Annotated in this window: 31 protein-coding genes and 2 pseudogenes; 25 read left to right on the top strand and 8 right to left on the bottom strand. The window is 67.4% G+C overall.

From position 1 onward, the window contains the following. Positions 1–95 precede the first annotated feature (95 nt). From SSA01S_RS16160 to SSA01S_RS16130, 7 genes and pseudogenes are all read left to right on the top strand, one after another. Positions 96–1,199, top strand: coding sequence for a phage portal protein (locus SSA01S_RS16160; RefSeq protein ID WP_061781191.1), 1,104 nt, complete (start codon positions 96–98; stop codon positions 1,197–1,199). Continuing rightward, on the top strand, positions 1,196–1,501 hold the full coding sequence (locus SSA01S_RS16155; protein WP_058734548.1) for a DUF6127 family protein: 306 nt from the start codon (positions 1,196–1,198) through the stop codon (positions 1,499–1,501). Before SSA01S_RS16160 ends, SSA01S_RS16155 begins: the two co-directional genes overlap by 4 nt. Continuing rightward, the gene (locus SSA01S_RS16150) at positions 1,498–1,878 is read left to right on the top strand and encodes an HK97 family phage prohead protease (protein WP_058734547.1); all 381 of its coding nucleotides are present in this window, start codon (positions 1,498–1,500) and stop codon (positions 1,876–1,878) included. The genes SSA01S_RS16155 and SSA01S_RS16150 overlap by 4 nt, the downstream gene beginning before the upstream one ends. Before the next feature lies 1 nt (position 1,879). Further along, the gene (locus SSA01S_RS16145; RefSeq protein WP_061781190.1) at positions 1,880–2,875 is read left to right on the top strand and encodes a phage major capsid protein; all 996 of its coding nucleotides are present in this window, start codon (positions 1,880–1,882) and stop codon (positions 2,873–2,875) included. Positions 2,876–3,071: 196 nt separating this feature from the next. Beyond that, complete coding sequence (locus SSA01S_RS16140; protein ID WP_061781189.1) at positions 3,072–3,569, top strand: head-tail connector protein; 498 nt, start codon at positions 3,072–3,074, stop codon at positions 3,567–3,569. After that, positions 3,566–3,955, top strand: coding sequence for a tail completion protein gp17 (gene gp17 / locus SSA01S_RS16135; RefSeq protein ID WP_061781188.1), 390 nt, complete (start codon positions 3,566–3,568; stop codon positions 3,953–3,955). Before SSA01S_RS16140 ends, gp17 begins: the two co-directional genes overlap by 4 nt. Positions 3,956–3,966: 11 nt before the next feature. After that, positions 3,967–4,170, top strand: a pseudogene (locus tag SSA01S_RS16130) (phage tail tube protein); the annotation flags it as partial. A 204-nt stretch (positions 4,171–4,374) separates the two neighbouring features. Here SSA01S_RS16130 and SSA01S_RS16125 read toward each other — a convergent pair. The 8 genes from SSA01S_RS16125 to SSA01S_RS16090 all read right to left on the bottom strand — a co-directional run bounded on the left by SSA01S_RS16125 (position 4,375) and on the right by SSA01S_RS16090 (position 10,359). Continuing rightward, complete coding sequence (locus tag SSA01S_RS16125; RefSeq protein WP_156477875.1) at positions 4,375–6,060, bottom strand: hypothetical protein; 1,686 nt, start codon at positions 6,058–6,060, stop codon at positions 4,375–4,377. Next, positions 6,060–6,524 (bottom strand): hypothetical protein, encoded by a 465-nt coding sequence (locus tag SSA01S_RS16120; RefSeq protein ID WP_156477873.1) that lies wholly within the window; start codon positions 6,522–6,524, stop codon positions 6,060–6,062. Before SSA01S_RS16120 ends, SSA01S_RS16125 begins: the two co-directional genes overlap by 1 nt. Before the next feature lie 183 nt (positions 6,525–6,707). Further along, entirely contained in the window at positions 6,708–8,504 is a 1,797-nt protein-coding gene (locus tag SSA01S_RS16115) for a phage head morphogenesis protein (protein ID WP_082795144.1), read from the bottom strand. After that, positions 8,501–8,680, bottom strand: a complete 180-nt coding sequence (locus SSA01S_RS16110) for a hypothetical protein (protein ID WP_061781185.1) — start codon at positions 8,678–8,680, stop codon at positions 8,501–8,503. The genes SSA01S_RS16115 and SSA01S_RS16110 overlap by 4 nt, the downstream gene beginning before the upstream one ends. Further along, positions 8,677–9,132 carry a hypothetical protein gene (locus tag SSA01S_RS16105; protein WP_061781184.1) on the bottom strand — a complete coding sequence of 152 codons (456 nt, stop codon included), beginning with the start codon at positions 9,130–9,132 and terminating at the stop codon, positions 8,677–8,679. Before SSA01S_RS16105 ends, SSA01S_RS16110 begins: the two co-directional genes overlap by 4 nt. After that, positions 9,129–9,473: a hypothetical protein gene (locus SSA01S_RS16100; RefSeq protein ID WP_061781183.1), complete on the bottom strand. Its 345-nt coding sequence runs from the start codon at positions 9,471–9,473 to the stop codon at positions 9,129–9,131. The genes SSA01S_RS16105 and SSA01S_RS16100 overlap by 4 nt, the downstream gene beginning before the upstream one ends. Before the next feature lie 2 nt (positions 9,474–9,475). After that, on the bottom strand, positions 9,476–9,649 hold the full coding sequence (locus SSA01S_RS16095; RefSeq protein WP_061781182.1) for a hypothetical protein: 174 nt from the start codon (positions 9,647–9,649) through the stop codon (positions 9,476–9,478). Continuing rightward, positions 9,649–10,359, bottom strand: coding sequence for a phage portal protein family protein (locus SSA01S_RS16090; RefSeq protein WP_061781181.1), 711 nt, complete (start codon positions 10,357–10,359; stop codon positions 9,649–9,651). The genes SSA01S_RS16095 and SSA01S_RS16090 overlap by 1 nt, the downstream gene beginning before the upstream one ends. A gap of 45 nt (positions 10,360–10,404) precedes the next feature. Between SSA01S_RS16090 and SSA01S_RS16085 the strand changes: the two genes are divergently transcribed. The 18 genes and pseudogenes from SSA01S_RS16085 to SSA01S_RS16005 all read left to right on the top strand — a co-directional run bounded on the left by SSA01S_RS16085 (position 10,405) and on the right by SSA01S_RS16005 (position 23,543). Then, entirely contained in the window at positions 10,405–11,832 is a 1,428-nt protein-coding gene (locus SSA01S_RS16085) for a hypothetical protein (RefSeq protein WP_061781180.1), read from the top strand. After that, entirely contained in the window at positions 11,829–15,713 is a 3,885-nt protein-coding gene (locus SSA01S_RS16080; RefSeq protein WP_061781179.1) for a coiled-coil domain-containing protein, read from the top strand. Before SSA01S_RS16085 ends, SSA01S_RS16080 begins: the two co-directional genes overlap by 4 nt. A gap of 4 nt (positions 15,714–15,717) precedes the next feature. Next, entirely contained in the window at positions 15,718–17,592 is a 1,875-nt protein-coding gene (locus SSA01S_RS16075) for a hypothetical protein (RefSeq protein ID WP_061781178.1), read from the top strand. Beyond that, entirely contained in the window at positions 17,585–17,950 is a 366-nt protein-coding gene (locus SSA01S_RS16070; protein ID WP_061781177.1) for a hypothetical protein, read from the top strand. The genes SSA01S_RS16075 and SSA01S_RS16070 overlap by 8 nt, the downstream gene beginning before the upstream one ends. Next, a complete protein-coding gene (locus tag SSA01S_RS16065; protein WP_240954639.1) occupies positions 17,950–18,678 on the top strand; it encodes a hypothetical protein in 729 nt (242 codons plus the stop codon). The genes SSA01S_RS16070 and SSA01S_RS16065 overlap by 1 nt, the downstream gene beginning before the upstream one ends. Positions 18,679–18,727: 49 nt before the next feature. Continuing rightward, positions 18,728–19,309: a glycoside hydrolase family 108 protein gene (locus SSA01S_RS16060; RefSeq protein ID WP_061781175.1), complete on the top strand. Its 582-nt coding sequence runs from the start codon at positions 18,728–18,730 to the stop codon at positions 19,307–19,309. Further along, positions 19,306–19,725: a hypothetical protein gene (locus tag SSA01S_RS16055; RefSeq protein WP_061781174.1), complete on the top strand. Its 420-nt coding sequence runs from the start codon at positions 19,306–19,308 to the stop codon at positions 19,723–19,725. The genes SSA01S_RS16060 and SSA01S_RS16055 overlap by 4 nt, the downstream gene beginning before the upstream one ends. Further along, positions 19,722–20,069: a hypothetical protein gene (locus tag SSA01S_RS16050; RefSeq protein WP_156477871.1), complete on the top strand. Its 348-nt coding sequence runs from the start codon at positions 19,722–19,724 to the stop codon at positions 20,067–20,069. The genes SSA01S_RS16055 and SSA01S_RS16050 overlap by 4 nt, the downstream gene beginning before the upstream one ends. Continuing rightward, positions 20,066–20,257 (top strand): hypothetical protein, encoded by a 192-nt coding sequence (locus tag SSA01S_RS16045; protein WP_156477869.1) that lies wholly within the window; start codon positions 20,066–20,068, stop codon positions 20,255–20,257. Before SSA01S_RS16050 ends, SSA01S_RS16045 begins: the two co-directional genes overlap by 4 nt. Positions 20,258–20,330: 73 nt before the next feature. After that, positions 20,331–20,783, top strand: a complete 453-nt coding sequence (locus SSA01S_RS16040) for a helix-turn-helix domain-containing protein (RefSeq protein ID WP_061781172.1) — start codon at positions 20,331–20,333, stop codon at positions 20,781–20,783. Positions 20,784–20,802: 19 nt separating this feature from the next. Next, complete coding sequence (locus SSA01S_RS16035; protein ID WP_061781171.1) at positions 20,803–21,159, top strand: hypothetical protein; 357 nt, start codon at positions 20,803–20,805, stop codon at positions 21,157–21,159. Between the two features lie 50 nt (positions 21,160–21,209). Beyond that, complete coding sequence (locus tag SSA01S_RS19860) at positions 21,210–21,623, top strand: hypothetical protein (protein ID WP_061781170.1); 414 nt, start codon at positions 21,210–21,212, stop codon at positions 21,621–21,623. A gap of 89 nt (positions 21,624–21,712) precedes the next feature. After that, positions 21,713–21,967 carry a winged helix DNA-binding protein gene (locus SSA01S_RS19855; protein ID WP_061781169.1) on the top strand — a complete coding sequence of 85 codons (255 nt, stop codon included), beginning with the start codon at positions 21,713–21,715 and terminating at the stop codon, positions 21,965–21,967. A 32-nt stretch (positions 21,968–21,999) separates the two neighbouring features. Further along, positions 22,000–22,173: a hypothetical protein gene (locus SSA01S_RS19640; RefSeq protein ID WP_156477865.1), complete on the top strand. Its 174-nt coding sequence runs from the start codon at positions 22,000–22,002 to the stop codon at positions 22,171–22,173. 123 nt (positions 22,174–22,296) lie between these two features. Further along, a pseudogene (locus SSA01S_RS16020) lies at positions 22,297–22,518 on the top strand (phage tail tube protein); the annotation flags it as partial. Next, the gene (locus SSA01S_RS16015) at positions 22,515–22,823 is read left to right on the top strand and encodes a gene transfer agent family protein (RefSeq protein WP_061781168.1); all 309 of its coding nucleotides are present in this window, start codon (positions 22,515–22,517) and stop codon (positions 22,821–22,823) included. The pseudogene SSA01S_RS16020 and the gene SSA01S_RS16015, both read left to right, overlap by 4 nt. After that, positions 22,820–23,014 carry a phage tail assembly chaperone gene (locus SSA01S_RS19635; protein WP_061781167.1) on the top strand — a complete coding sequence of 65 codons (195 nt, stop codon included), beginning with the start codon at positions 22,820–22,822 and terminating at the stop codon, positions 23,012–23,014. The genes SSA01S_RS16015 and SSA01S_RS19635 overlap by 4 nt, the downstream gene beginning before the upstream one ends. Then, complete coding sequence (locus SSA01S_RS16005) at positions 23,007–23,543, top strand: hypothetical protein (protein ID WP_061781166.1); 537 nt, start codon at positions 23,007–23,009, stop codon at positions 23,541–23,543. The genes SSA01S_RS19635 and SSA01S_RS16005 overlap by 8 nt, the downstream gene beginning before the upstream one ends. The last annotated feature ends 107 nt before the right edge of the window (positions 23,544–23,650 follow it).

The following is a 23,650-nucleotide window of genomic DNA, read 5'->3' as shown; positions in this document are numbered from 1 at the left end:
TCGCCGCGAGGGGTGACCTTGCGTGGAAGCCCCCCTCCGTCAGCGCTGCGCGCTGCCACCTCCCCGTGCCGGGGAGGAGCTAGAGGAGTTCGATCATGAGGATATTCGGTCGCAAGACCGGGCGGGGGGCCGCGCGTCCTCTGCTCGGGCTGGGGTTGGCCCGGTCGGGAGTGCCCTTGACGGGGTCGGCTCCGTCTTATGAAACCCAGGTGCGCGAGGGCTATCTCCGCAATCCGGTGGCGCAGCGCGCGGTGCGGATGGTGGCGGGCGGGCTGGCCGATGCGCCGCTCAGCGCCTCGCATCCCGAACTGGTCGCGCTGGTCGCGGCGCGTAGCGAGGGTCAGGCGCTGCTGGAGACGGTGGCGACGCACATGCTGCTGCACGGCAATGCCTATGTGCAGATCCTGCGCGATGCCGAGGGCGACGTGGCGGAGCTGTTCGCGCTGCGCCCCGAGCGGGTGACGATGGAGCTGGACGCCAGTGGCTGGCCCGCCGCCTATCTCTACCGCGCCGGGGGGCGGGTGACGACCTTGCCGGTCGATCCGGTGAAGCCGTTGGTGGTGCATCTGAAAAGCTGCCACCCGCTCGACGACCATTATGGGCTGGGCTGTCTGGGCGCGGCGGCGGGGGCGATCGCGATTCACAATGCGGCCGCCTCCTGGAATCGGGCGCTGCTCGACAATGCGGCGCGGCCGTCGGGGGCTTTGGTCTATGATCCGGGTGACGGCTCGACGCTGACGCCCGACCAGTTCGAGCGGTTGCGCGCCGAGATGGAAGGCTTTGCGGGCAGTGGCAATGCGGGACGTCCGCTGCTGCTGGAGGGCGGCCTGAAGTGGCAGGCGATGAGTCTGACGCCCGCCGAACTCGACTTCATCGCGGCCAAGTCGTCGGCGGCGCGTGAGATCGCGCTGGCGTTCGGGGTGCCGCCGATGCTGCTCGGTCTGCCCGGCGACAACACCTATGCCAATTATCGCGAGGCGAATCGTGCGCTGTGGCGACAGGCGATCCTGCCGCTGGCGGGCGGAATCCTGAGCGGCCTGGCGCAGGGACTGGCGGGCTGGTTCGAGGGGGCGAGCCTGTCGGTCGATATCAACCGGGTCACCGCGCTGGCCGAGGAGCGCCAGATGCTGTGGCAAATGGCGGCAAGCGCCGATTTCCTCGATCCGGCGGAGAAGCGCCAGATGGTCGGCCTGTCATGAGCGGCGACGTTCTGGCGCGGCTGCTGGCGCAGGCGGCGGATAGCGGCGCGGACCTCGTAACCTTGCGCGCGGTCGCCGAGGAAGCGGGCGAGCTGGGCGCGACGCGGGCGCTCACCCGGCTGGGCCTCGCCGATGCCGACGCCGCAGGGGATGTCGCCGAACTGCGCGAACTGCTGACCGCGTGGCGCGAAGCCAAGTCATCGGTGTGGAAAAGCGCGGTCGGCTGGCTGACGCGGCTGCTCGGCGCGCTGCTGCTGGCGGGGATCGCGATGCGGCTGGGGATGGAGGACTGGCTGAAATGAGTCTCTCCTTCACCGGCTATGCCGCGATCTGGGACCGGATGGACCGGGCGGGCGACGTCATGCGGCGCGGGGCCTTTGCGGGCGCGGGCGAGGTGCCGTTGCTCTGGCAGCATCGCGGGACACCGATGGGCCGCATCACCGCGCTGGCCGAGGACGAGACCGGCCTGTCGGTCGCAGGGACGGTCGAAGACCCGGCGCTGGCCGCGCTGGTGCGGTCGGGGGCGGTGGCGGGGCTGTCGGTTGGATACCGGCCGCGCGTCGTCCATCAGGGCGGCACCCGCGCCATCCTGTCGGCCGAGCTCATCGAGATCAGCCTGGTGACGGTGCCGATGCAACCGCTCGCCCGCGTGATTCAGACTTCAACCAAGGGGGATTGATATGGACGTGATCGAACGACCCGTGCTGGACGGTGCGCGGGCCAAGAGCGGTGCTTTCGACGGCTATGTGCGCAGCGGCGCCACCGTCGAGCTGAAGGCTTTTACCGGGACCACCGGCGACAGCGGCGGTTTCGCCGTGCCGCGCGAGATCGATGCGGCGATCGCCTCGGTCCTGAAGAGCGTCTCGCCGATCCGCGCCATCGCGAACGTGGTGACGGTGGGGTCGGCGGGGTATCGCAAGCTGGTGACGACGGGCGGCACGCCATCGGGCTGGGCCAGCGAAACGGCGGCGCGACCGGAAACCGCGACGCCGAGCTTCGTCGAACTCGCGCCGCCGATGGGCGAGCTTTATGCCAACCCTTCGGCCAGCCAGGCGATGCTGGACGATGCCGCCTTCGACGTGGAGGGCTGGCTCGCGGGCGAGATCGCGACCGAGTTCGCGCGGGCCGAGGGGCAGGCCTTCGTCAACGGCTCGGGCGTCAACCGGCCCAAGGGCTTCCTGACCAACGCCATCTCGACCGCCAAGGACGGCGTTCGCCCGTTCGGCACGCTGCAATATCTGGCGAGCGGTGCGAATGGCGGCTTCCCCAATGGCGGCGAGGAGCGGCTGGTCGATCTGGTCCAGAGCCTGCGCGCGCCGTACCGGCAGGGGGCGTGTTTCGTGATGAACGCGGCGACCTCGGCGCGCATCCGCAAGATGAAGACGACCGACGGCCAGTTCCTGTGGGCACCCGGCCTGGCGGCGGGCCAGCCCGCGACCCTGCTCGGCTATCCGGTGATCGAGGCGGAGGACATGCCCGATATCGCGCAGGACAATTGCGCCATCGCCTTCGGCAATTTCCAGGCGGGTTACCTGATCGCCGAGCGGGCCGAGACCGCGATCCTGCGCGATCCGTACAGCAACAAGCCGTTCGTGACCTTCTACGCCACGCGCCGTGTGGGCGGCTGCGTCAGCGACTCGGAGGCGATCAAGCTGATGAAGTTCTCGGTGAACTGATCCCTCCGAAAAATCGGGGCAGCCGGCAGGGGGCTGCCCCGTAGTTCAGGGAGGATACCGAACCCGGCCGGGGGGCGCAGGGTCGGCATGGCCGATGCCCAGGGGGAGGCGGGCAGCGGCTGAACCACCCTCTGCTCTCCAAGTGTGACGCCCGTGTGTCGAGCCTGTCGCAACTTGTATCGATGAAGGAGTTTACATGATGAGCGGGACGATGGAGCCCCTGCCGCCTTCGACCGTGACGGCGGCGGCGGGCGCGGTGCGCGCGCTGCTGCGGCTGGACGAGGGTAACGAGGCGGCGCTGGTCGAGCGGGTGGCGGGCGTGGCGCTGGGGCTGGCCGAATCCTTCTGTGGGCAGGTGCTAATCCAGCGAGCCGTCGAGGAGCGAGTCGCGGGCGCGGTCGACTGGCAGGCGCTGTCGGCCGTTCCGGTGGTGGCGATCCTGTCGGGGGCTGCGGGCGAGATCGATCGCGACGGGCGCGGCTGGGTACGGACGGGCGAGCCGGTTGCGGTGCGCTATCGCGCGGGGCTGGCCGAAAGCTGGGCGGGATTGCCGGCGGAGATCGCGCATGGCGTGGCGATCATGGGCGCGCACCTGTTCGACAATCGCGATGCCGCCGCCGTGCCGCCCGCCGCTGTCGCGGCCTTGTGGCGGCCGTGGCGGCGGATGCGACTCGACCACCCGAGGCGCGCATGACCGCGCGCGAGGCGTTGCGCAGCGGCCTGCTGAGCGCCCTGAGGACGGTGTTGCAGCCGCTGGCGGTGACGCTGTTCGATGCCGTGCCGGTGCGGGCGGGCGTGCCCCAGGCGGTGCTGGGCGAGCCGAGCGAGGGCGACTGGGGCGCGGCGGGGATCGAGGGGCGCGAACTACGCGTGGCCCTGACGCTGACCGATGAGGGCGAACGACCGCTTCGCCTGCGCACCGCGATGCAGGCGGTCGAGGCGATCGCGCTGCCGGACATGCTGGCGGACGGATGGCGGGTCGCGGGGCTGAGCGTGACGGCGACCCGCATGGCGAAGAACGGCGCGCGCTGGACGGCAAGCGTCGAGTGGCGCGCCCGGCTGTGGCGCGTGGGACAATAGGGGGACAGGACATGGCAATCGAAAAGGGCAGCGCCTTTCTGTTGAAGATCGGCGACGGGGCGGAACCGCCCGCCTTCGCCACCATGGCGGGGCTGCGCACCACGCAGCTGTCGATCAATGGCGAGACGGTGGTGGTGACCAGCAAGGATTCGGGCGGCTGGCGCGAGCTGCTATCGGGGGCGGGCGTGCGGCATGTCAGCGTGGCCGGTGTAGGGGATCATGAACTGTCACACCGTGAGACGGTGGGATTGGGCGGGCCATTCTGGGCCATACTGGGATGACAATGGCTGAAATCCGAGCTTTCGGAGGCTCGACGGGCGAAGTGTCACGCTTGTGACAGTTAACGGCCCAAAAAGGCCGTTGAAACGGTGCTTCAACCCGCATGCAGCCTCTCGTGTGACAGTTTGCGATCTCGACGATTACCGCACTGTCAGATTGGCAATGGCCGACTTGGCGGCGATCACCTGAACGGCCGCTGCCTGTTGGATCGCCGATGAAGGGTGCGTCCCGTCAGCGCTGTTAGTCGTCGTCACGATCGAACCGGCTGCATGGGCACGCTTCATCGCGTAGTAGGACGGCGGCTTTACGGTAAAGGTCCCATCACCGTTAATGATCGTCGATGTCCCGAGCTGGGGACCTACTTCCATGTTGGCGCTGCCCGGCTCGAAGACGAGATATTCCCCTGTCTGCGACGGCGTAGCGGCGGCAAATTTGACGGCGACATTACTGATGTCGGCACCGGCCGCGAGCGCCGTCACCAACGTGCCGCCCCCAGCAGACGCCAGCGGGGTTAATTTCCATTTCGGCACGCCACTACCATCGTCCGGAGCCTGATAGCTGGCCCGTAGATCGATCGACAGGGCCAGCGGGGCCGGTCGCGCCACGATCCAGTCGTTGACCGTCTGGAGCGGCTGCGAACTCCCCAATCCGTTGCCGCTCTGCGATGCCAGCGTCGTGCGCGCCAGGGTGTTGTCGACGGTTCTGGGGCTGATCGTCGACTGCACGATGGGAACGCCGGGAAACGTCCGCGCCAGGAACTGCCACCAAGCCACCGCGCGGGCCTGCATGTCGGCTGTGACGGACACAGTCGTATCGGTGGAGGCGTAACCCATGGCCGAGAAGTCGTTGCGCAGCCCTTGTGACCAGATGGTCGAGAAAGGCCACACCTGCCCGCCGTTGAGGGTGTTCCGAATATAGGCCAGCAGCTTGTAGCGGAGTCCGAACCGACCATCCGAAAGGTCCATCAAGTCCGCCATCTGCGCGCCATGGTGGCCGAAATTTCCGACGCCAAAACGGCCGGTCACCGCGTCGTCATCCAGGCCGCGCGTGATGCTCCCCACCATACCACGCGCGCTGGCAAGTTGCGGTAGGTCATCCTGTTGGGTGATGCTGTCGCCGATTTCCAAGACGGATGGTTGGCGGGACCAAGGGACCAGCACCGCAACGGGGGAATAGCCGTTGGTGGTGTTCGCGGTAATCCCGACGCTGGCGATCGAACCGCCCGATGCGGCGGCGGCGTTCGGGGCGGCAAGATGACGACGCACCTCGCCGAGCTGGCCCATGCTGGTAAAGCCACGCGATCGAGCCGCCCCCATGGCCGTGCTGATCGACGTTCGCAGGAACCCGCCCGGCCAGGCGCTGGGTACGGGATCGCTGATCGCGAACCCGCCGTCCTGCATGACCGTCGTACCCGCGCCACCGAATGTGAGGACGACTCGCGTCCCGCCTCCATTCGCGGCGGTGAAGGCGACGACATAGTCCAGCGTGTTCGCGTTGCCGGGCTTCAACTCGCGAGCGATTCCGGCGGGGCGGCTGTTGGAATCGAGCCCGAAATTGGTGAAGACGATCCGCCAGCCCGACGGCTGCGGCGGCAGATACAAGTCCGACAGCTCGGTCAGTCTGTTCGCGTCCGACGCGGACATCCGATACAGGTCGGCACCCGCCGTTCGGAACGACGATGCGCCAAAGGTCCAGGCGGGCGCGATCGGCGTACCGGCGGGCTGGCCGCCCGCAAAGGCCACGGGCGTCGTGCCCACCGCCTGGGCAAAGGCCGGACCGGCGATCAGGGCGGCCAGTGCGGCCCATACGATAGAGAGCCGCCACATCACGGCATCCTCGCCAGCGTCGCGTTGCAACCGGTCGTGCCCGACACCACCGCATCGACGATCGCATTCGTCCCGAACGAAAAGACCGTCCCGCCTCCACTGTCGGCGGCGGTCTTTGACACCAATGTGGTCATGGTCGCGCCGTCCGGCCCCCGATAGCGAAGCGCGATACTGCCATAGTTGGTGCAAAGCTGGGAGAAGACATAGGCCCCGCCGACCAGCGCCACCGCCGCCGCCGGGGCATTGGCGGTGACCAACTGGAACGACTCGCCGCGCGTCATCACCGGGAGCGGTGTCGTCGGTGTCACGGGCGTCGCCGCCGCGCCAGACGCGCCATAGGCGACGGCCCCCTGCGGCACGAAGGAACCGGGCGCGGCGATCGGTTTGGACTGGGCGGACGCCAGCGCTGGAGCAAGGAGCAGAGCGAGCGCGATCGCCCTGCGGTAGTAGGATTGGACGGGCAAGCGGACCTCCATATTCAAACAGGAGGACAGTGCGACGCATTTCCCCGCTTGTCGGGGGGCGTTGGCGCACCTAAATCGGTTATGCGTCGCGCGTGACACGGTGAAACTGGCGGCCGTAGGACCGGAGCAATCCGGGATCGCTTGTGAGGGACAGCCAGACCTCGCCGCGCGACGCACTTTCCATCACCATATCGGCAATTCCAGGATCGCCGCCAACTCCTCCGCCTGCAATACGCGCAGAGCGATGATTTGGAGCAAGCTGGCCTTTGGCCGAAGGCGCAGCATCATCGTCCGATCGCCGACTCTGCGGATCAGTACGGCGTCTTGACCATCCCGGCGGATTTCGTCGGGCTCCTGGGTGAAAGCCCCCAACCCATCGATATCGCCGATGATCGCGGGCAGATTGTCGCGCGCGATGCGGGCGATCCCGGAAGGCGCGCCCAGGAGGCGGCGCAGATCATCCGCCAGGGCAAGAGCGGGTGCCTCGCCCATCTTTTCCACGACAGCCGCAAACCGATCCGACGCGACAAATGCCTCCAACGCGGCTTGCGTCGCGGGCAGGTCCGCCTTTGCCGCCTCGACCAGTGCCTGCATCGCGCTGCGTCCGTCCTTGCGGGTCGCATCGGGGCCGAGCCTGTCCAACGCCACGGTTGCAGCGACACGGGGGCCGGTCTCGGGACTGGCGGGTGGAACGTCGACCTTTCCTCCGACGCGGTTGCCCGTCGCGATTTCGCGCGCGAGGTTCCTCGCCTCGCCGACCCGGTAGCTTTGGAGATACATCTGGTCGCCCGACGCCGTGACCTTCACGACCGCGCGCAGGTATCGCTCGCCGTCCAGCTTCCACAAAACGACATGCTGGTCACGGTCGCGGATGACGTGGTCGGGTGCTGCCCCGATGCGGGGCAAGAGGCGGTAATCCGGCACGGTCAGATCGGTGTGACCCGCGCTCCGGGCGGTCAGACCGCGTTGCTTCGCGTAGCTGTCGCTCGACAGCACCACGACATGGTTTTTCGCGCCCAGCGCCGCCCGCGCCTCGTCGCCTAGGATCATGACGGGAAAGACGCCGTTCGGCTCGTTCAGCGTTTCCAGGAAGGCGTCCGACTTGACCAGATCGACCAGCGTATAGCGCGCCGCCTTCAGATCGAGCGGAGCCATTTCCTCCAGCGAGCGGGTCGCCTTTTCCGCCACCGCCTGCATCCCGGAAACTCCGGGGTTGTAGGCGAAGCCCGGACCGACCCCGACCGGCACGGCTTCGGGTTTCTCGGCCCCCTTACGCCAAAATGTGCGCAACCGTCCGCCGACCTGACCATCCGCCGTCATCCACCCGATCCGCTCCAGCTCGGCATCGGTGGTGACGCGGTAACCCAGGCGGTCGAGTTCGGCCTGGGACAATTGACGGACCGAGCAGCGGCACCCCCAGTCGTTCGGTGGATAGAACACCGCCCAGGCCGGATGGTCGACGGGCAGGATGATGCGGAACGGAAACGCGGGGTCATTACCGCCCCAGCGCCGATGCAGCGGGCGCGTCCGGTTGTCGCCGATCGACACGTACATCAGGTACGGCCGGACGTCCTTCATCTCCTGGATGCGCTTCCACCGCCCGGCCGCCCGGCTGATGCGCAGGTTCGTGTCGTAGATGGTGCGCAGGCGTCGGCCGCCGACGAATACCGGATCGTCAGTGCCGGTCAGAGCCTTGTTCTCGACCATCCCCCACCACCCGGCCTTTTGCAGCTCGGGGACCAAACCCGCCTTCCACTGTTCCAGCGTCCCGCCGTCGCGCATCACCTTGTCCAGCGACTGGCGGATGGTCGCCAGCAGGTCGAGGTTCGCGACCTTGGCGACAGTGAAGGCGCGGGCATGGTCGGCCTGCCACATTTCCGTCCAGTGGACGGTCGGGCGGAGTTTGTCCCGCGCCTCGAACGCCGCGACGGTGTCGGTGGCGGGCAGGTTGATGGTGGCGCGGAGCGAGGGAACCGTCACCCGTATACCTCGTAAAATTCGATATCGTGGGGATGGCCGGTCAGCGACCAGCGGCAGCCGGTGCGGCCATCGGCAGGCCAGCCGCCGGGTGCGCCGAAGCGGTCGCCGTTGCGCAGCGTCCCCTTGACGCGTTTGGCCGTCGCTTCGCGCGGGCAAAAACCGGGGTTGCGCTTCACACCCACCCCTCCGCCTGGGCCTCGCGATATTCGTCGCGCAGGTCGGCCATGCGGTTCTGGAACCACGTCCACGCATAGTCGGGACCCAGATCGCCGGTCGCCAGAACGTAGAAACGGAGTGCGAGCATACTCGACCGCTTCAGTTTGCCCGGCTCGGAATTGCGGTCCAGGAAGCGCCGCGCCTTGTCGAGCTGCGCTTCCATCTGCGCGGCTTGGTCGTCCCAGCGCAGGCGGACGGCCGCCCGGCGGTCCCAACCAAGCAGCCAGTAACGGACCAGCGCGGGCGGACATTCGGGCGGCGGGCGGTCGCGGCTGGGCGGTATCCAACCGATGGGGCGCGCCAGCTCGGCCGGATAGGTATCGTCCAGGTCGTTGATGCCGCGCCGGACCCAGGCGGCGGCAATGTCGCCCTGATCCGCCTGACGCGCGCGGACGGGCGGGCGACGCTTCACCGTTGCACCGTGTCGAGCAGGTCGCGGCCCGCCTGGGACAGGCGCAGGAAGGGCATGGACTCGCTGTTCAGCGACCATGTCTTCAGACCCAGTTGTTCGATCAGTGCAGGCCGATCGCGACGGCGTTGCAGCAGCGTTGCAAGGGTCCGCCAGCGCACCCCCGCACGGAGCACGTCGGGGACGTGGCGTGGGGACTCTGGGTGCACCGCCAGCAGCGCGCGGCGCTGAGCGGGCGATAGTGCGGCCCAGCGGGCTATGCGCTTGGCGTTGCAGGCCTCGCAAGGGCAGCGATCCTTGGGCGGTAGGTGCGGCAGGACATCACGGTCCCAGCGGGCGGCCATGGTCAGCGCCCGTCCCGGCACGGCGCACAGCGCCCACCGACCAGCCGGGGCGAGTGCCACCCGCATTCCCGGCAATCCCCCTCCACGCCGACCGCCACCGGTTGGCTTGCAATCGCGATCAGGCGCGACAGCTCTCGCGTCGCGACCTCGACCGACAAATCCATCTCGTCAGCCATCAGTGCGGCTCCGATCCGGTCATCGCCTGGACCTGGGCAGCAAAGGTCGCGCGGGCCATGCGTTCGGCCAGGCGCTCGGCCGCGTCATCGGCGGCGGCGGCCTCCAGTACGGCGATCGCGTCTTCGACCGACCCGGCCGCGCGCAACTTATCGACCAGCGGCGCGATCATGTCGGCGGCAGACGCGGTCCACCCTTCATCGGCCATGATCGCGTCCACCGCGCCGTCGATATCGTCGCGATCGGAGTGGGCAGCGGGCTCGGCCAGCGCGATCGCCGGGTCGGCGGGCGGGTCTTCCGGGGCGGCTACGTCGTCGTTCGCGGCCGGAGGCGTCGCGGTGCCGTCGACTGGCGGCCTGAGCGGGTCGGCCGCCGTCTTGCGGACATAGCCGTCGCCATATCGATCCTTGAAACTCTCTTCCGTCCGCACCCAGCCCAGCTCGGCCAGCGCCTTGTCGGTTTCCGCCGCCGTCTGGAGGTCGTCCTCCTTTTCGACGATCCGCACGACCATCGGGCTGGCGACGTCGGGCCCGTAATTCAGGTTGGTCCACCACCGCGCCGGGCCGGAATTGAACGTGTCGGCCAGCAGATCGGCATCGGCCGCGACGATCTCCAGCTTCACATCGGCATGAACCTGCCCCTGCGCTCTGGACGACCCGTTGTCGGTCGTCATGGTCTGGGACAGGATGATCTTGGCGATGCAGCCGTCCATGTACCGGCACACGGCGGCGAAAAGCCGGACGCCACCCCGTCGACCTTGCCCGATGCGGGCGACTCCGGCGACTTCACGGTCACCGCGCCGCGCCGTGGCGTGAAGAGCCCACAAGACCTGTTCGCGGGCGCGCTTGGCGGCATCGCGACGAAGACGATCGGCCTATTCACCAACCCGGAGACCGCGTCGAAGATCGGCCAGGGCTTCGGCAAATATGCAGGCAAGGGACTGGCGGGCGCGTTCGAGGGGCAGGCCGCGTCGTCGATCGCGAACATGATCGGCATCAAGACGAACGGCACGGGCAGCGCGATCGGCGGCATGATCGGCGGCCTGACCGGCATTCCCGGCGCGGGGGCCGCGCTGGGCCTGATCGGCGGGCTGGTCGGCAACCTGTTCACCCGGCCGAAGTCGGGAAGCGCCACCATCACCTCCGTGGACAGCGCGGCGACGACGCGCGGAGCCGACTCGGTCACCGAGAAGCTGTCCGGCACCGCCAAGTCGGTGCAGGACGGCATCCAGAAGATCGCCGACCAGCTCGGTGCGCAGACCGGCGCGTTCAGCGTTTCGATCGGCAAGCGCGAGGATTATTTCCGGGTCGATGGGGGCGGCAGCAACCGGGTGTCCGACAAGCATCCCGGCTCCGGCCTTCTCTACAATGGCAAGGACGAAGCGGTCGCGATCGAGATCGCTATCCGCGACGCCATCGCGGACGGTGCGGTCAAGGGTCTGTCGCCTGCCGTTGCAAAGGCGTTGCAATCCTCGTCCTCGCTGGACAAGGCGCTGTCCGAGGCGATCAAGGTCCAAAACCTGGAAAAGAGCCTGGGCGGCCTGACGGGCCAGCTCAAGAGCATTTTCGACACGTTCGACCAGACCGCCGCCGATCGCGTGCGGATCGCCAAGGCTTATGGCCTCGACCTCCTCCAGGTCGAAAAGCTGAACGCGACCGAACGTGCCAAGCTTCTGGAAGACACGCTGAAATCGCGCATCGGCAGCCTAAAGGACCTGTTGACCAGCATGTCGACCGGCGACCTGTTCGAGGGCTCCGCCGCCGATCGCCGCAACGCGCTGTTGAAGGACATCGCCACCGCCCGCGCCGATGCCGAGGCGGGCAAGGATGGCGCGGCCGACAAGGTGGCGGAGCTTTACCGCCAGCTCCTGTCGACCAGCAAAGAGGCGTTCGGCACGGGCGGCGACGAATATGCCACCGACCGCAAATCGGCGGCGGCGGCGGCGCGCGCGCTGATCGATATCGAGACGAACCGCGTCAACTCGGCCGCAGGCGTCCAGGCGTCACAGACGAGCGCGATCGAGGCGGGCAATGCGCTGACCGCGCAGATGGTCAAGGCGGCCGACGCCCAGACCGAATTGCTCCAGGCGCTGGTCGACCAGGGCGCGCGGCGGGAAGCCTCGCCCGTGGCCCCCGACCTTGGCCTTGTCGAGCGCCACATTCTCGGCCGGGAATTGACAGTATGAGGACGGTCATCGTCGAGGCGCGGCCCAGCGACGCGACCGGCCAGCCGGTCGACATCCGCCTCGCGGGCGGCGGTTGCGGCCATTATCTGTTCAACGGGCAAAGCGACTGGCGCGCGGGCGTCATCAGCCTGCCGCGTCTTCAATCGTCGCTGGGCTTCGGCAAGGATGGCTTTACCGGTGGTGCGGTGGCGCAGGCCAGCGCGATCGGCTTCTCGCCCGCCATGGCATCGACCAGGGCGCTGGTTGCCGGGCTGATCTGGAACGACGCGGCCATCACCGTGTCGGTCGCTGACGACGAGGCGGCGGACCCGTCGTTCAAGGTCCGGCTGGCGGGCACGGTGGCGGGTTATTCGGTCAGCGCCGGGCGGTTCGTGTTCACCCTGTCCGACATGGCGGGCCGCCTGGGTGAGCCGCTGGTCAAGGACACGTTCGCCGGGACCGGCGGCATCGAGGGCGACGCAGCGGCAAAGGGCCGCGTGAAGCGGCGCAGCTGGGGCCGGTGCTGGAACGTCGAGGGCCGCGTCCTTCTCGCCGCCTACAATGTCTACGAGTTCGGCGACCCGACCCGCCAGCTTGGTGCGTTCGACGCCATCAAGGACAAGGGGCGGCCGGTCACGATCGTCACTGTCGCCTGGGCCGGTTCGGTCACCGCCACACTCGACGCGCTGAAGGCTGCGCAGGTGCCGGACGGGGGATGCGCTGCCGCCCCCTCCATCGCGTGCGTGAAATTCTGGACACAGCCGTCCACCCTGACCGCCGACCTGCGCGGTGAACTGGGCGCGGGCTATGTCGAGCATGTGCCCGGCATCGCCGCCGCCATTTCGGCAGCGGCCGAGGGGCCGGGCCTGGATGGACTGGCGGCCTTGGCGGGGCTTCGTCCCGACCCGGCCGGGCTTCACGCGGACGACGCCAGCGAAACGCCCGCCCAGATGCTGGATCGGCTGTGTCTTCGCGCCTCGCTGTCCTGGGGGGTGACAGCCGATCGCCGTCTCGCGCTGCGGCCCATCGCCTTTGCCGACCCGGTTGAGACCATCACGTTCGAGGATGTCGAGCGCCGCGCCGCCTATGCGCCGGTTGCCAGCGTCAAGGTCGGTTTCCAGAAAAACCACCGCGTCCACACCGATGGCGAAATCAGCGCCGCCATACTGGCGGGCGATGTCGTCTTTCCTGACGGGCAAAAGGTCGCCGACCTCCAACCTGCCCAGAAGGGCGCGGACGTGACCGGTCAGAATACGGCGGCCGATACCAAGGCTGTCGCGGGGCGTCCGGCCGCCACGGTCGTCGCCCAGCTCGACCGCATCGAGCCTATCGGCCGAGACACGGCCGAGCTGAAGGAAGCGCAAAAGGACCTGGACGATGCGGTAGATCGCCTGCGCCAGAGCGACGACGCGGCCGTCGTGGCGCTGGCGCAGTTGCGTGGCGTCGTGCTGGACGGTGCGGCGACCCAGCGTCAGCTCCAGCGGGCGGAAGGCAAGCTGGCCGCCGCGACGCTTCAGCTCCTGATGATGTCGGACGCGGCCGATACGCGGATGCGCGACGCCGGTTTCATCACTGATCCGGCCACCGGCAAGGTCTATGCCTATGCGCTCGACCGCCTGGGCGATCGTCAGACGAAGGTCGAGGCGACGCTGGACGCGCAGGCCGGGCAAATTGCTCTGCGCGCAACCAGTACCGAGGTGGACGAGAAAATCCTGAAGGCGGTGCTGAACCCCGAGCAGGTCGCCCAGCTGGAGCCGCTGCTGGCGCGGATCGCAGCGGTCGAGGTGGTCTATGACGCGCTGAAGGCGGAGGTCCGCACGAAAGCCGAGCTGGTCGAGCTGACCAAGGCGGTCGCGCGCATCACCAATGCCGAGCAGCGTATCAGCGCGGCCGAGGGGCTGATCGCCAGCAAGGTCGAGCAGACCAGCTTCGACCAGGCGCTGACCCGGATCGGCTCGGCCGAGCAGCTGCTGCAATCCTATGGCGAAGTGTCGCGCTACAGCGTCGAGCTGCGCCAGTCGCGCGCCGCGCGCAGTCAGAGCGATCAGGCGCTGTTGGCGTCGATCCTGGGGGACCATCAGGCGGACGAGCTGCGGCTGGCCGCACAGGCTCTGTTACGACAGGAGCTGTACGCCAAGATCGTCGATGGCGACGCGCTGGAAGCGCGGGCGCGGACAGAGATCGGCTTGCGGCTTCGCGACCTCGATGCGCGATCGGTGCAGGACCGGTTCCTGTCGATCGACCGTGATGCGGTGCTGGCGCAGGATATCGATGCGCTGGGTGTCCAGAATAGCCAGCAATCGGCGGAGATCGCCTCGCTGAAAAAGACGTCGCTGGCGGCGGGTGTCGGGATCGCGGGCATCGAGCAGACGATCCGCCAGCAGGCGCGTGGCCAGTCGCAGGCCGATGCGGCTCTCCTGAGCGGTATCCTGGGCAGCGATCAGGCCGAGAGCCGCTTCATCACGTCGCTGGCGGAAATCCATTCGCAGCTGACCACCACCCTTGTCGCAGGCTTCCAGGCGGAGGCGGTTGCCCGACAGGGGCTGCGCGCGCGGATCGATTCGGCGGACGCGCGCTTCGACCAAGAGGCGCGCAGCACCGCCGATCGCATCCGGGCGGTGACGCAGCTTATCACGTCGCTGGGAGCGCGCTTCGACGATCAGGCCACCGGGCTAGCGGCGACCCAATCCGACCTGTCGCGTCTGGAGCGAGTGACGGCCGAGGCAGCGCAGGCGAATGTCGATGCGATCACGCAGCTGCGCGCGATCGTGACCGACCCGAAAACCGGCTTGGAAAAGACGCGGACCGCCCTGACCTCACTGAGCGAACTTGTGGCGACGCAGAACACGGCGGCCATTCGTCGGCTCGACCTTCTGGAGGGCCAGGTCAACGATCCGGCAACCGGCCTAGCTTGGGCGCGCGGGGCCATCGCCGATCTGGCGCGGGTGACCACGAGCCGGGACGATGCAGCGGCCGAGTCCATCCGGCAGGTCCGGGCCGAGGTCGATGGCGTCGGGGGCGTCGGTCTGGAGCAGGCCATGAAGGCCGTCGTGGACCGGCTTGGCAAGATCGAGGGCACAATTACCTTCAAGATCGACGTCGACGGCAACATCACCGGCCTCCAGCTGGTCGGCGGCGCGAAAGGCCCCGGATCGCTCAATCTCATCAACACCGATTTGAGGTTGGGGACTGGCTTGCTCATCAAGAATACCGGCGCGTTCATGTCCGTCGAGGGCGTGGGCTTCGGTGTCGCCAAGGATTTGGTGGAATGGTTCGGGCCGACCATGGCGGTCGACAAGTGCAGCCGCGCCAATGCGATTACCTACAAGACTATCAACGGTGAAGTGTACACGGGGGGCAGTTTCTCGGCTGGTACGCTGCGCAATGGCAGCGCTTCAAGCAGCCTCGCCGCCGATGCGGTGGCGGAGGTTCCTGCTTTCGGATCGAACGGAAAGCCGGTGCGCTATGTCGCCAGCTGGTCCTATTACAGCGAGTATACCCGCACATTCGCTGCGGATAATGATGGGCTCGACCAGTTCAATCGAACGGTTGCGTCCTTCAACGCGACATCCGACGATGGCGGGGCCATCTATTTCGGCTCCAAGAACGACCAGCGCGATAGTTCGACCATCACGCTGAGCCGTGCTTTCGCGGGCGCATCCTATGCGCAGCTGGATCAGCGCAGCTGGACGACCGAGCAGGTCACCTTTCGCGGGTTGAAGCCTTCGCCGGGCGACGCGCCCGGCCGGGCGACCTTCACCGCCTCGATCGGGGGCGGCTTCACCGTGCTCGATCCCGTCCAGTCCACCGCCAATCGAACCCTTCGCCTCGCTCTGTCGCGCGGCTTCACCCTTTCCGAGGGCGTCATCCAGCGCCTGACCATCGTCGCGATCGAGGAGTAAATTCATGTGGTACACGGGTACGGCGACCTTCACCACCGGTAGCTTGGAGGTGGTTGGCGACGGCAATGTCGACTTTGTCAGCAACGTCTTCCCCGGCGACGCGTGCATCGGTCCCAACGGCCTCCCGATGGAGATCGACCGGGCGGACAGCCGCAACAAGCTGATCCTGCGGACGCCGTATAATGGGCAGGGCGGGACGGGGCAGTTCCGCGTCCAGCCGACCCAGGACTATATCCGGTCGCTGGCATATGCGGCCGTCGACCTGAAGAACACCTATGGCAATTACCGCGACACCGTTCTCCAAGGCATCTTCCAGCCCGGCACCAATGCCGCGCCAGGCGTCCGGGGCCTGAATGATCAGGATACCGGCTTGCGCTGGCTCGGTGACAACCGGTTGGCCTTGACGGCGGGCGGCGCAGACCGTGCTGTGGTGGGGCCAGACGGCCTTTCTGTATCCGGTCGAATGGACCTGCGAAGCACGATCGCGGTGGCCAATCCGAATAACGGCGCGGATCAGACCTATATCGCGCAGGACTTCTATTCGCCGAGCGGGTCGCTGGTGGGGCGGATTGCTTCGGTGCAGGCGACCGGGACGTTTGTCGATGCTGGTCAGCTTGCTCTGTGCACCGCGCGTGGTGGTGTCGCGACCGAGCAGGTGCGGATCATGGACACTGGCAATGTCGGCATTGGCACGACGGCTCCAGCCGCACGGCATCACGTCAAAGCGGCGGTAGGCGGCGAGATCGCGCGCTTTGAAACACCGGCCGCGCGTGGCGGCGGAAACGGTTATGTCAGTTTTTATGACGCCGGCGGTCGCAAGTCGTACTTGGGCTATGGCTCGCTCAGCGACGATTTCAACATCTACAACGAGTGCGTTGGCGGTGCGATAACTTTTGGTACTTCTGTAGTTGAACGCGGTCGTTTCGATGTTGGCGGGAACTTCCTCGTCGGTGTGGCGAGCGGCTCGGCAAACGTCATCGCCAAGGGCGTCGCGCAGGGATCGGCCGTTATGGCCGTTTTCTCATCGACGACCGGAAGCCAATCGGCCGCTTTCAATGCGGTTGCCGCGCATGGCTATAGCTCGGCCGGTGCCGCTATGAATGTCGGGCGGAACACGGACACGAACAGGTCGATCAATTCTGGTGGCACGGTGAACGCCAGCGGCGCCGACTATGCCGAGTACATGGTCAAGGCGGATGGCTGTGGGCTGATCGCCAAGGGGGATGTATGCGGCGTCGATCGCGACGGAAAGCTGACCGATCGCTGGTCGGATGCGATCAGCTTCGTGGTGAAGTCGACCGATCCGTCGCTGGTCGGCGGTGATACTTGGGCGACCCACTTGCCGCCCAAGCCCGAACTGCCGGGTGCCGAACCCATGCCGCCTGTTCAGCCCGGCCCTGCGCCGGTCGCCCCGATCGAGCCCGGCCCAGAGCCCGACGAGGAGGGGCCGGTGTATGCGGAATGGCTCCAGGCCCGCTTCGCCTTCGCTGTCGCAGAGCGCGATTACGCATTGGCACTTGCCGAATGGCAGGCTGCAACCGACGCCTATCCCGCTGCCCATGCCACCTTTGAGGCCAATCATGCGGCCTGGGCAGATGCCAAGGCGGCCTATGCCCGCGACCTTCCGGCATGGGAGGCGCAGCTGGAAGCGGCGCGCGTCCGTGTCGACCGCATCGCCTTTTGCGGACAGGTCCCCTGCAATGTCTCCGGCGATTTCGCGGTGGGTGATTACATCATCCCCGTCCAGGACGGTGCCGCCATCAAGGCCGTCGCGGTCAAGGACGACGACAGCCTGACCGACCGCCAGTATCGCCGTCGCATCGGCAAGGTCTGGGCCATTCGCGGCGGCCGTGCGTGGATCGACGTGCAACATGGCTGACGCGCCTGTCGCCGCCGGTTACGCGGCACAGCTCAAAGCGAACCAGCGCGAGTTGCCCGTCGCCACGGTAGCGGCAACGCATTTCCCCAAGGGACGGACCATCGCGTCCGCCTCGCCCTTCGCCACCGAGGCGGGGGCACAGTCCGAGGGCGCGCGGCTGGCCGATTTCTACGGCTATCCTCTGGTCGAGGACGTGGCGATCGTGGCGGGTGCGCGGGCGGACTTGCAAGGCCGTTGCATCGCCGCTGACTGCTCGCGCCTGGATTACCGGCCGGGCGACCTCGTCTTCGTGCTCGGGGCGCAGGAGCTGGACAACAACACCACATCTTTGACCGTGCTGAAACGCGTGGGGGCCTGATGCTTTCGATCGTTCATCCCATCGCCTTCACCGTCGACCAAGCGCGATCGTCGGGCGGCGCGGGGCTCGCCAATCTGGCGACGCCGTCGCCACGCGAGGCGTTCGCGGCGTCCACCGCCAACGCGACCATCGTCTTGGACCTGGGCAGCGCCCAGGCGATCGACCGCGTCGTCCTGGGCTTCACCACCGCCAGCGCCGCCGATGGGTTTGCCGTCGTGCCGGGCCTCGACGGCGCGGCAGTGCAGGGCGTCTTTGGGCATAGCTATCGCCGTCCGCCGGTCCTGCGCCACGGGCTTTGCGTACTGCCTGCGCCGGTCGTTACCCGATACGTCCAGCTCCGCGTCACCGCCGCCGCGCCGATCCGCGCGGGGGTTGCCGTCGTCGGGCAGGCGATACGGTCGGCTTACGAATATGGCTCGGGCCGCCCGCTGGTCGATACCGGCCGGTCCGACCGGCTCTGGTCGGGCGGTTTCGGCGGCGAGGGTGGTGCGGTCGCGGGCGGCTATGCCTGGACGATGGTCGACCTGACGGACGAGCTGCGCGACCGGCTGTACGCCATGCAGCTCGATTTGGGCACGACCGGCGATTTCCTCGCGATCGAGGACGAGGCGGCGACCTTCGGTCTGAACGAGCGTATTCACTGGGGACGTTTCCCCAAACTCGAAACGTTCGAGCGGCAGGCCGACGGCACGTCCAAGCTCGCGATGGCGATCGGGGATTGGGCCTGATGCGCCAGCGCACCCCGACGCGGCGCTGACGCATCTCCTATGGTAGGGCATGGCTACCCTTTTACCCTTTGAAGAGTCCGCCGCCCACACGCTCGGCATCGAGGGCGGGTACAGCGATCACCCGTCCGACCGGGGCGGCGCGACCCAATGGGGCATTACCGAGGCCGTGGCCCGCGCCGATGGCTATACCGGCGCGATGGCGGACCTGCCCAAGGCGCGGGCGCTGTCGATCTACCGTCGCCTGTATTGGGACAGGATCGGCTTGGACTGGATCGCCGCCGTCGATCGCGACACCGCCGCCGAGCTGTTCGACACCGCCGTGAACATGGGCGTCGGTGTCGCGGTGACCTTCCTCCAGCGTGTGTTGAATGCCCTGAACCGGCAGGGCCGCGACTATCCGGACCTCAAGGTCGACGGCAGTGCCGGTCCCGCGACCGCCGCCGCCCTGCGCGCGCTGATCGCGCGGCGCGGGATCGTCGGCCGCAATGCCGTGCTGATCTACCTCAATGCGCTTCAGGGCGCGCGCTACATCGAATTGGCCGAACTGCGCGCCGCCAATGAGGATTTCGTGCTGGGCTGGGCCCAGCGCGTCGCTTTCACTTTCCCCCCGACCATCAGGAAGGCCGCATGACCCCGCCGCTTCGCGACAACGGTTTCCCCTCGCCATTGGAGAACGGAACGCACGACCCGGCAGGACTGCCCCCGCCGATCGCCTTCGATCCGATGCTGGCCGAGGGCCTGCGCCTGGGCGGAGATGCCGGTGGGCTGGACACGCTCGACCTGGGGTCGGGCGCTCCGGCCTGGATGACGGCACTTGCCCGGTCGATCCGGCCGCTGTGCGTCGGGGCGTTGATGATGATTCCCACCGCCGGGGCGGCGTCGGTAGGGCTGGTGGCCATGGTCTCGCCCCGCGCCGCCGCCGCGATGGTCGCCGCTTCGACCGCGTTTCTGGCGGGTATCCCTACCGACATCGTGCTGCTGATCGGGACGCTGGCATCGGGTTACGGGCTGGCGAAGTCGGTCGAGCGCCTGCGGGGCCCGAAGTGAAAGGCCGGATGGAGAGCGCGCTGTTCGTCGTGCCGGGCGTGCTGGCGATCATCGTCGCGCTTCCCGGCTGCGCCACGACGCGCACCGACCAGCGGCTGGCCGAGCAAGCGGCGCTGTCGGTCGAACGGGCCTATCAGACGGTGGCGGTCGGCGAACTGGCCGCGCTGCATTCGGGCAGGCTCGACGCGTCGCAGCGGCGATGCGTCGCCATCCTGGACGGACGGGCGTATCGAGCGATCTCGGCCGCGCGTGTCGCCTATGACCGGCACGCTCCCACCCTTGCCGTCGAGGTTGCGGATGCACGCGCCGCCGTGCGTGATTTCTTGGATAGGAAAGGCTGTTGATGGACCTCGCCACGATCCTGAAGGCGATTGAGATCGTCGGTGCCGCGACCCCCGCTGCAATGCGCTTGTACGAGGGGTTCAAGGTCCTTGTCAGCGATGCGGACCGGGAGGAACTGCGACAGGTTCTGGCGGTGGCGCGCGCGCAGAGCGATCGGCTTCATGACGAGGTTCAGGCAGCGGCGCGGTAAATTAATGGCCGATTCGGGCAGAGGCGCCGGTGGTGACATGTTAACCATAACATATTGATGATATCGGTCCGGTATGGAGGCCACACCGGAACAGATTGCAGGACTGTCGGACCAGCAAAAGGCGATTCTGCGGCTCGTGCAACAGGGGCTGCGGTCGAAGGAAATCGCGCCGATCGTCCAGCTGGCTCCGGCGTCGGTCGACACGTATGTCCGCCAAGCCATGGGACATTTGGGGGCGGCGGATCGCCGCTCGGCAGCGCGAATGCTGGCGGATTTCGAGCAATCCGAACGTTTCGTATCTCAATCGCCAGACCTTTCCGAACCGGTCGGCGACCGCAAGAAGGTGGCTCGGCGGTTGGGCCGGTTCATCCTGTCGATGGCGACCCCACCGCCAATCGGGGGCAGTGAGAACGACCTGACGGTTGCCGGGCGAATCCGCGAAATGTTGCGGGTGACCTGTCTGTTGGTGACCGTCGTGTCGGCTCTGACGCTCGTTTTTGTCGGGGCCATGCGCGCATTGCATTGAGCCCCCTTGCGGAGGTTTCATGATTCACGTCGATCCGATTTCCGCCACTAGCGTGGCTCGCGACGCACAGGCCGCCTTCCGGTCTTACGACCATGCGCTACGCACTGCCGCCAGTCTCACCATCTCGTTTCTCGACACCATGGCCAATGTCGGTGGCGAAGGTGTGACGGCAAAGGAAAGCCAGCGTGTGCTGGCGACGTTCCATAAGAGCCAGGGCGACCTCGTCGCCGCGCGGGGCGGTATGGCCGAAGCGACCGTGTTGATGACCAGCCTTCAGCGGCGCAGCAACATCGCTGAAACCAGCTTTGGTTGCCCAGGCTCGAACAACCCCCTCGACAATGCCGAGGAAGCAAAGCCTTTGCGCGTCGTCGCCTGACGAAACGCGGTTACATTTCGCGTCTGGGATGCGAGGAAGGTGGTCGTCGCATGATACAGATCACCTTCCTCATCCTGACGATTTCCAGCCTGATTTACGCAGGCCTGTTTGGCGGAAGGGACGGCCGATGGGCAGCCGGAATGATTTTCCTCGCGGTACTGCTTACCTGGGTCGACGATCAGCTCTCCCCCTCCTACGCGTCGGTGCATCAGGCGGCGGTGCTGATCGACCTGCTCCTGCTGGGCGCGTTGATAGCTCTGATGCTGATCAGCCGGTCTTTCTGGCCGATATGGATGGCGGCAGCGCAGATGCTGACCGCGATCAGCCATTGTGCAGTCGTCTTCGTTCCGCAGTTCGTGCCCAGAATCTATTATGCCGTGAGCACTGTGTGGGCGGTCCCGTGTCTGGCTGCGATGGTAATCGGGATTGCGCTAGACAGAAGGTCGAAGAGTTTCGACAGCTAAGCCAATGGGTCCGGGCCTATCTGAAAGCCCAAGATGCCCGCCGCTCCCGCTTTTCCGCCGGGCTCTTTGCCGATCCGGCGTGGGACATCATGGTGGATATGTTCCTCAACGAGTCGCTGGGAAAGAGCGTGAGCATATCGAGCACGTGCATCGCCGCACGAGTCGCCCAGACGACGGGGCTGCGATGGATTGCGCGCTTGGTCGAAGAGGGGCTCGTCGTTCGTCACGACGATCCAAAGGACAAGCGCCGTGCCTATGTCGTGCTGACGGATCACGCTTGGCATCAGGTGTTTACGTGGGTCGTCGAGACCCGCAATTCTCTGGCTGCCGCAGAGCGCGGCTAGGACGTCCGTCACTTACGTTCTACAGCTGGGACGTGACACGCGAACAGTTCAACACTTTGCGGCAACTCATCCTTGAGGCCCTTCTCACGGCGGACGAGGTCGGCGCGGGCAACGTGGCTATTTGTCTCGACGCGGCGCTAGTCGAACTGACCGGCGAAGGCGTAGCTCCGCTAGATGCGGCCGCCGCCATTGAGAGGGCCAGCTAACCGGTCGCCGGCTACGCTGGCGATAGCGCGTTCATAGCACGACCGTCTGCATGACGAGCTTCAGACAGCGGCGCGCTGATTTATTGCTCGTTTTCCCGATTTACTGCTCGGAATTTTTGCGCGGCTACAGCCGGCGCGGGCGTCTTTACCGGATCGGCGGCGGAGGCGCGGATGCGCGGCCACGCGCTGGCGGGCACGATCGAGACCTATCGGTTGAGCTTCGAGAGCGGCGGATCGATGACCGGGCGGTTCCTGGTCACGCGGCTCGACTATTCGGGCGATTTTGGTGGCGAGCGGACCTACACGCTGGCGCTGGAAAGCTCCGGCGCGGTGGTGGCGGCATGAGCGCGAACCCTGTGCGCGGCGAGGCGAGCGTCCGGGTCGGTGGCGCGGAGCTGATCGTGCGGCCGAGCTTCCAGGCGCTGGTTGCCGCGGAGGGCGAACTGGGGCCGTTGTTCGAGCTGGTCGAGCGCGCGGGCGAGGGCAAACTCTCGCTGGGCGAGGCGGCAGCGCTGATCTGGCATTGTCTGCGCGACGTGCCGGAGGGGCTGAGCCGCGAACAGCTGGGCGAGGCGCTGGTCGAACTCGGGCTGGCGGCGCTCGCGCCCGTGCTGCGGCAATTGCTGCGCCAGATACTGGGCGGCCGATGAGCTTTGCCGAGGAGGCGGGGCGGCTGGCGGGGATGGCGGGCGCGGTGCTGGGCTGGTCGCCCGACCGCTTCTGGCGCGCCACCCCCGCCGAACTTCACAGCGTGGTGACGGCGATGGCGGGGCAGGTGGACGAGGCACCGCCGACGTCCGCCACGCTGGCCCGTTTGCGGGAGATGTATCCGGATGGATGAGCAGGACATCACGCCTCGTATCGATATGCGGGGCTTCACCGCCGATATGGCGGCGATGCGGGCCGAGCTGTCGCATGGCCTCGGCGATGCGGCGGAACTGGGCGCGCGCACGGTCGAGGGCGCGCTGCTGCGCGCCGCGCGGACCGGCCGGTTCGGGTTCGAGGAGTTGAAGGCCACCGCACTGTCGGTGCTCGACCAGATTGCGCGGGCGGCGTTGCGGCAGGGCGTGGGAGCGATCGGCAATGGCGGCCTGGCGGGACTGCTGGGCGGGCTGGTCTCCGGCCTGCCCGGGCGGGCGACGGGTGGGCCGGTATCGCCCGACCGGCCCTATCTGGTCGGCGAGCGCGGGCCGGAGGTTTTCGTGCCGACCAGCAGCGGGCGGGTGGAGACGCTGGGGGCCGCAGGCGGCGCGCGGGACGTGCGCGTCGCGATCACGATCAACGCCGGGGCGGGCGAAGCGGGCGGCGTGTTGCAACGCTCCAGCCGTCAGGTGGCGCGTGCGGTGCGGGCGGCGCTGGTGGAGGATTGATGCCCTATTCCTCCCCTGGAAGGGGAGGGGGACCGTGCAAAGCACGGTGGAGGGGTGTCACCGGTCGCGAGGGGTGTCCGACCTCTCCTGCCGGGACACCCCCCCCC

Origin of the sequence: Sphingomonas sanguinis NBRC 13937 (assembly GCF_001591005.1) — a bacterium.
GTDB lineage: Bacteria > Pseudomonadota > Alphaproteobacteria > Sphingomonadales > Sphingomonadaceae > Sphingomonas > Sphingomonas sanguinis.
The sequence above is the reverse complement of the archived record's forward strand: the minus strand, read 5'-3'. Positions and strand labels throughout refer to the sequence as shown.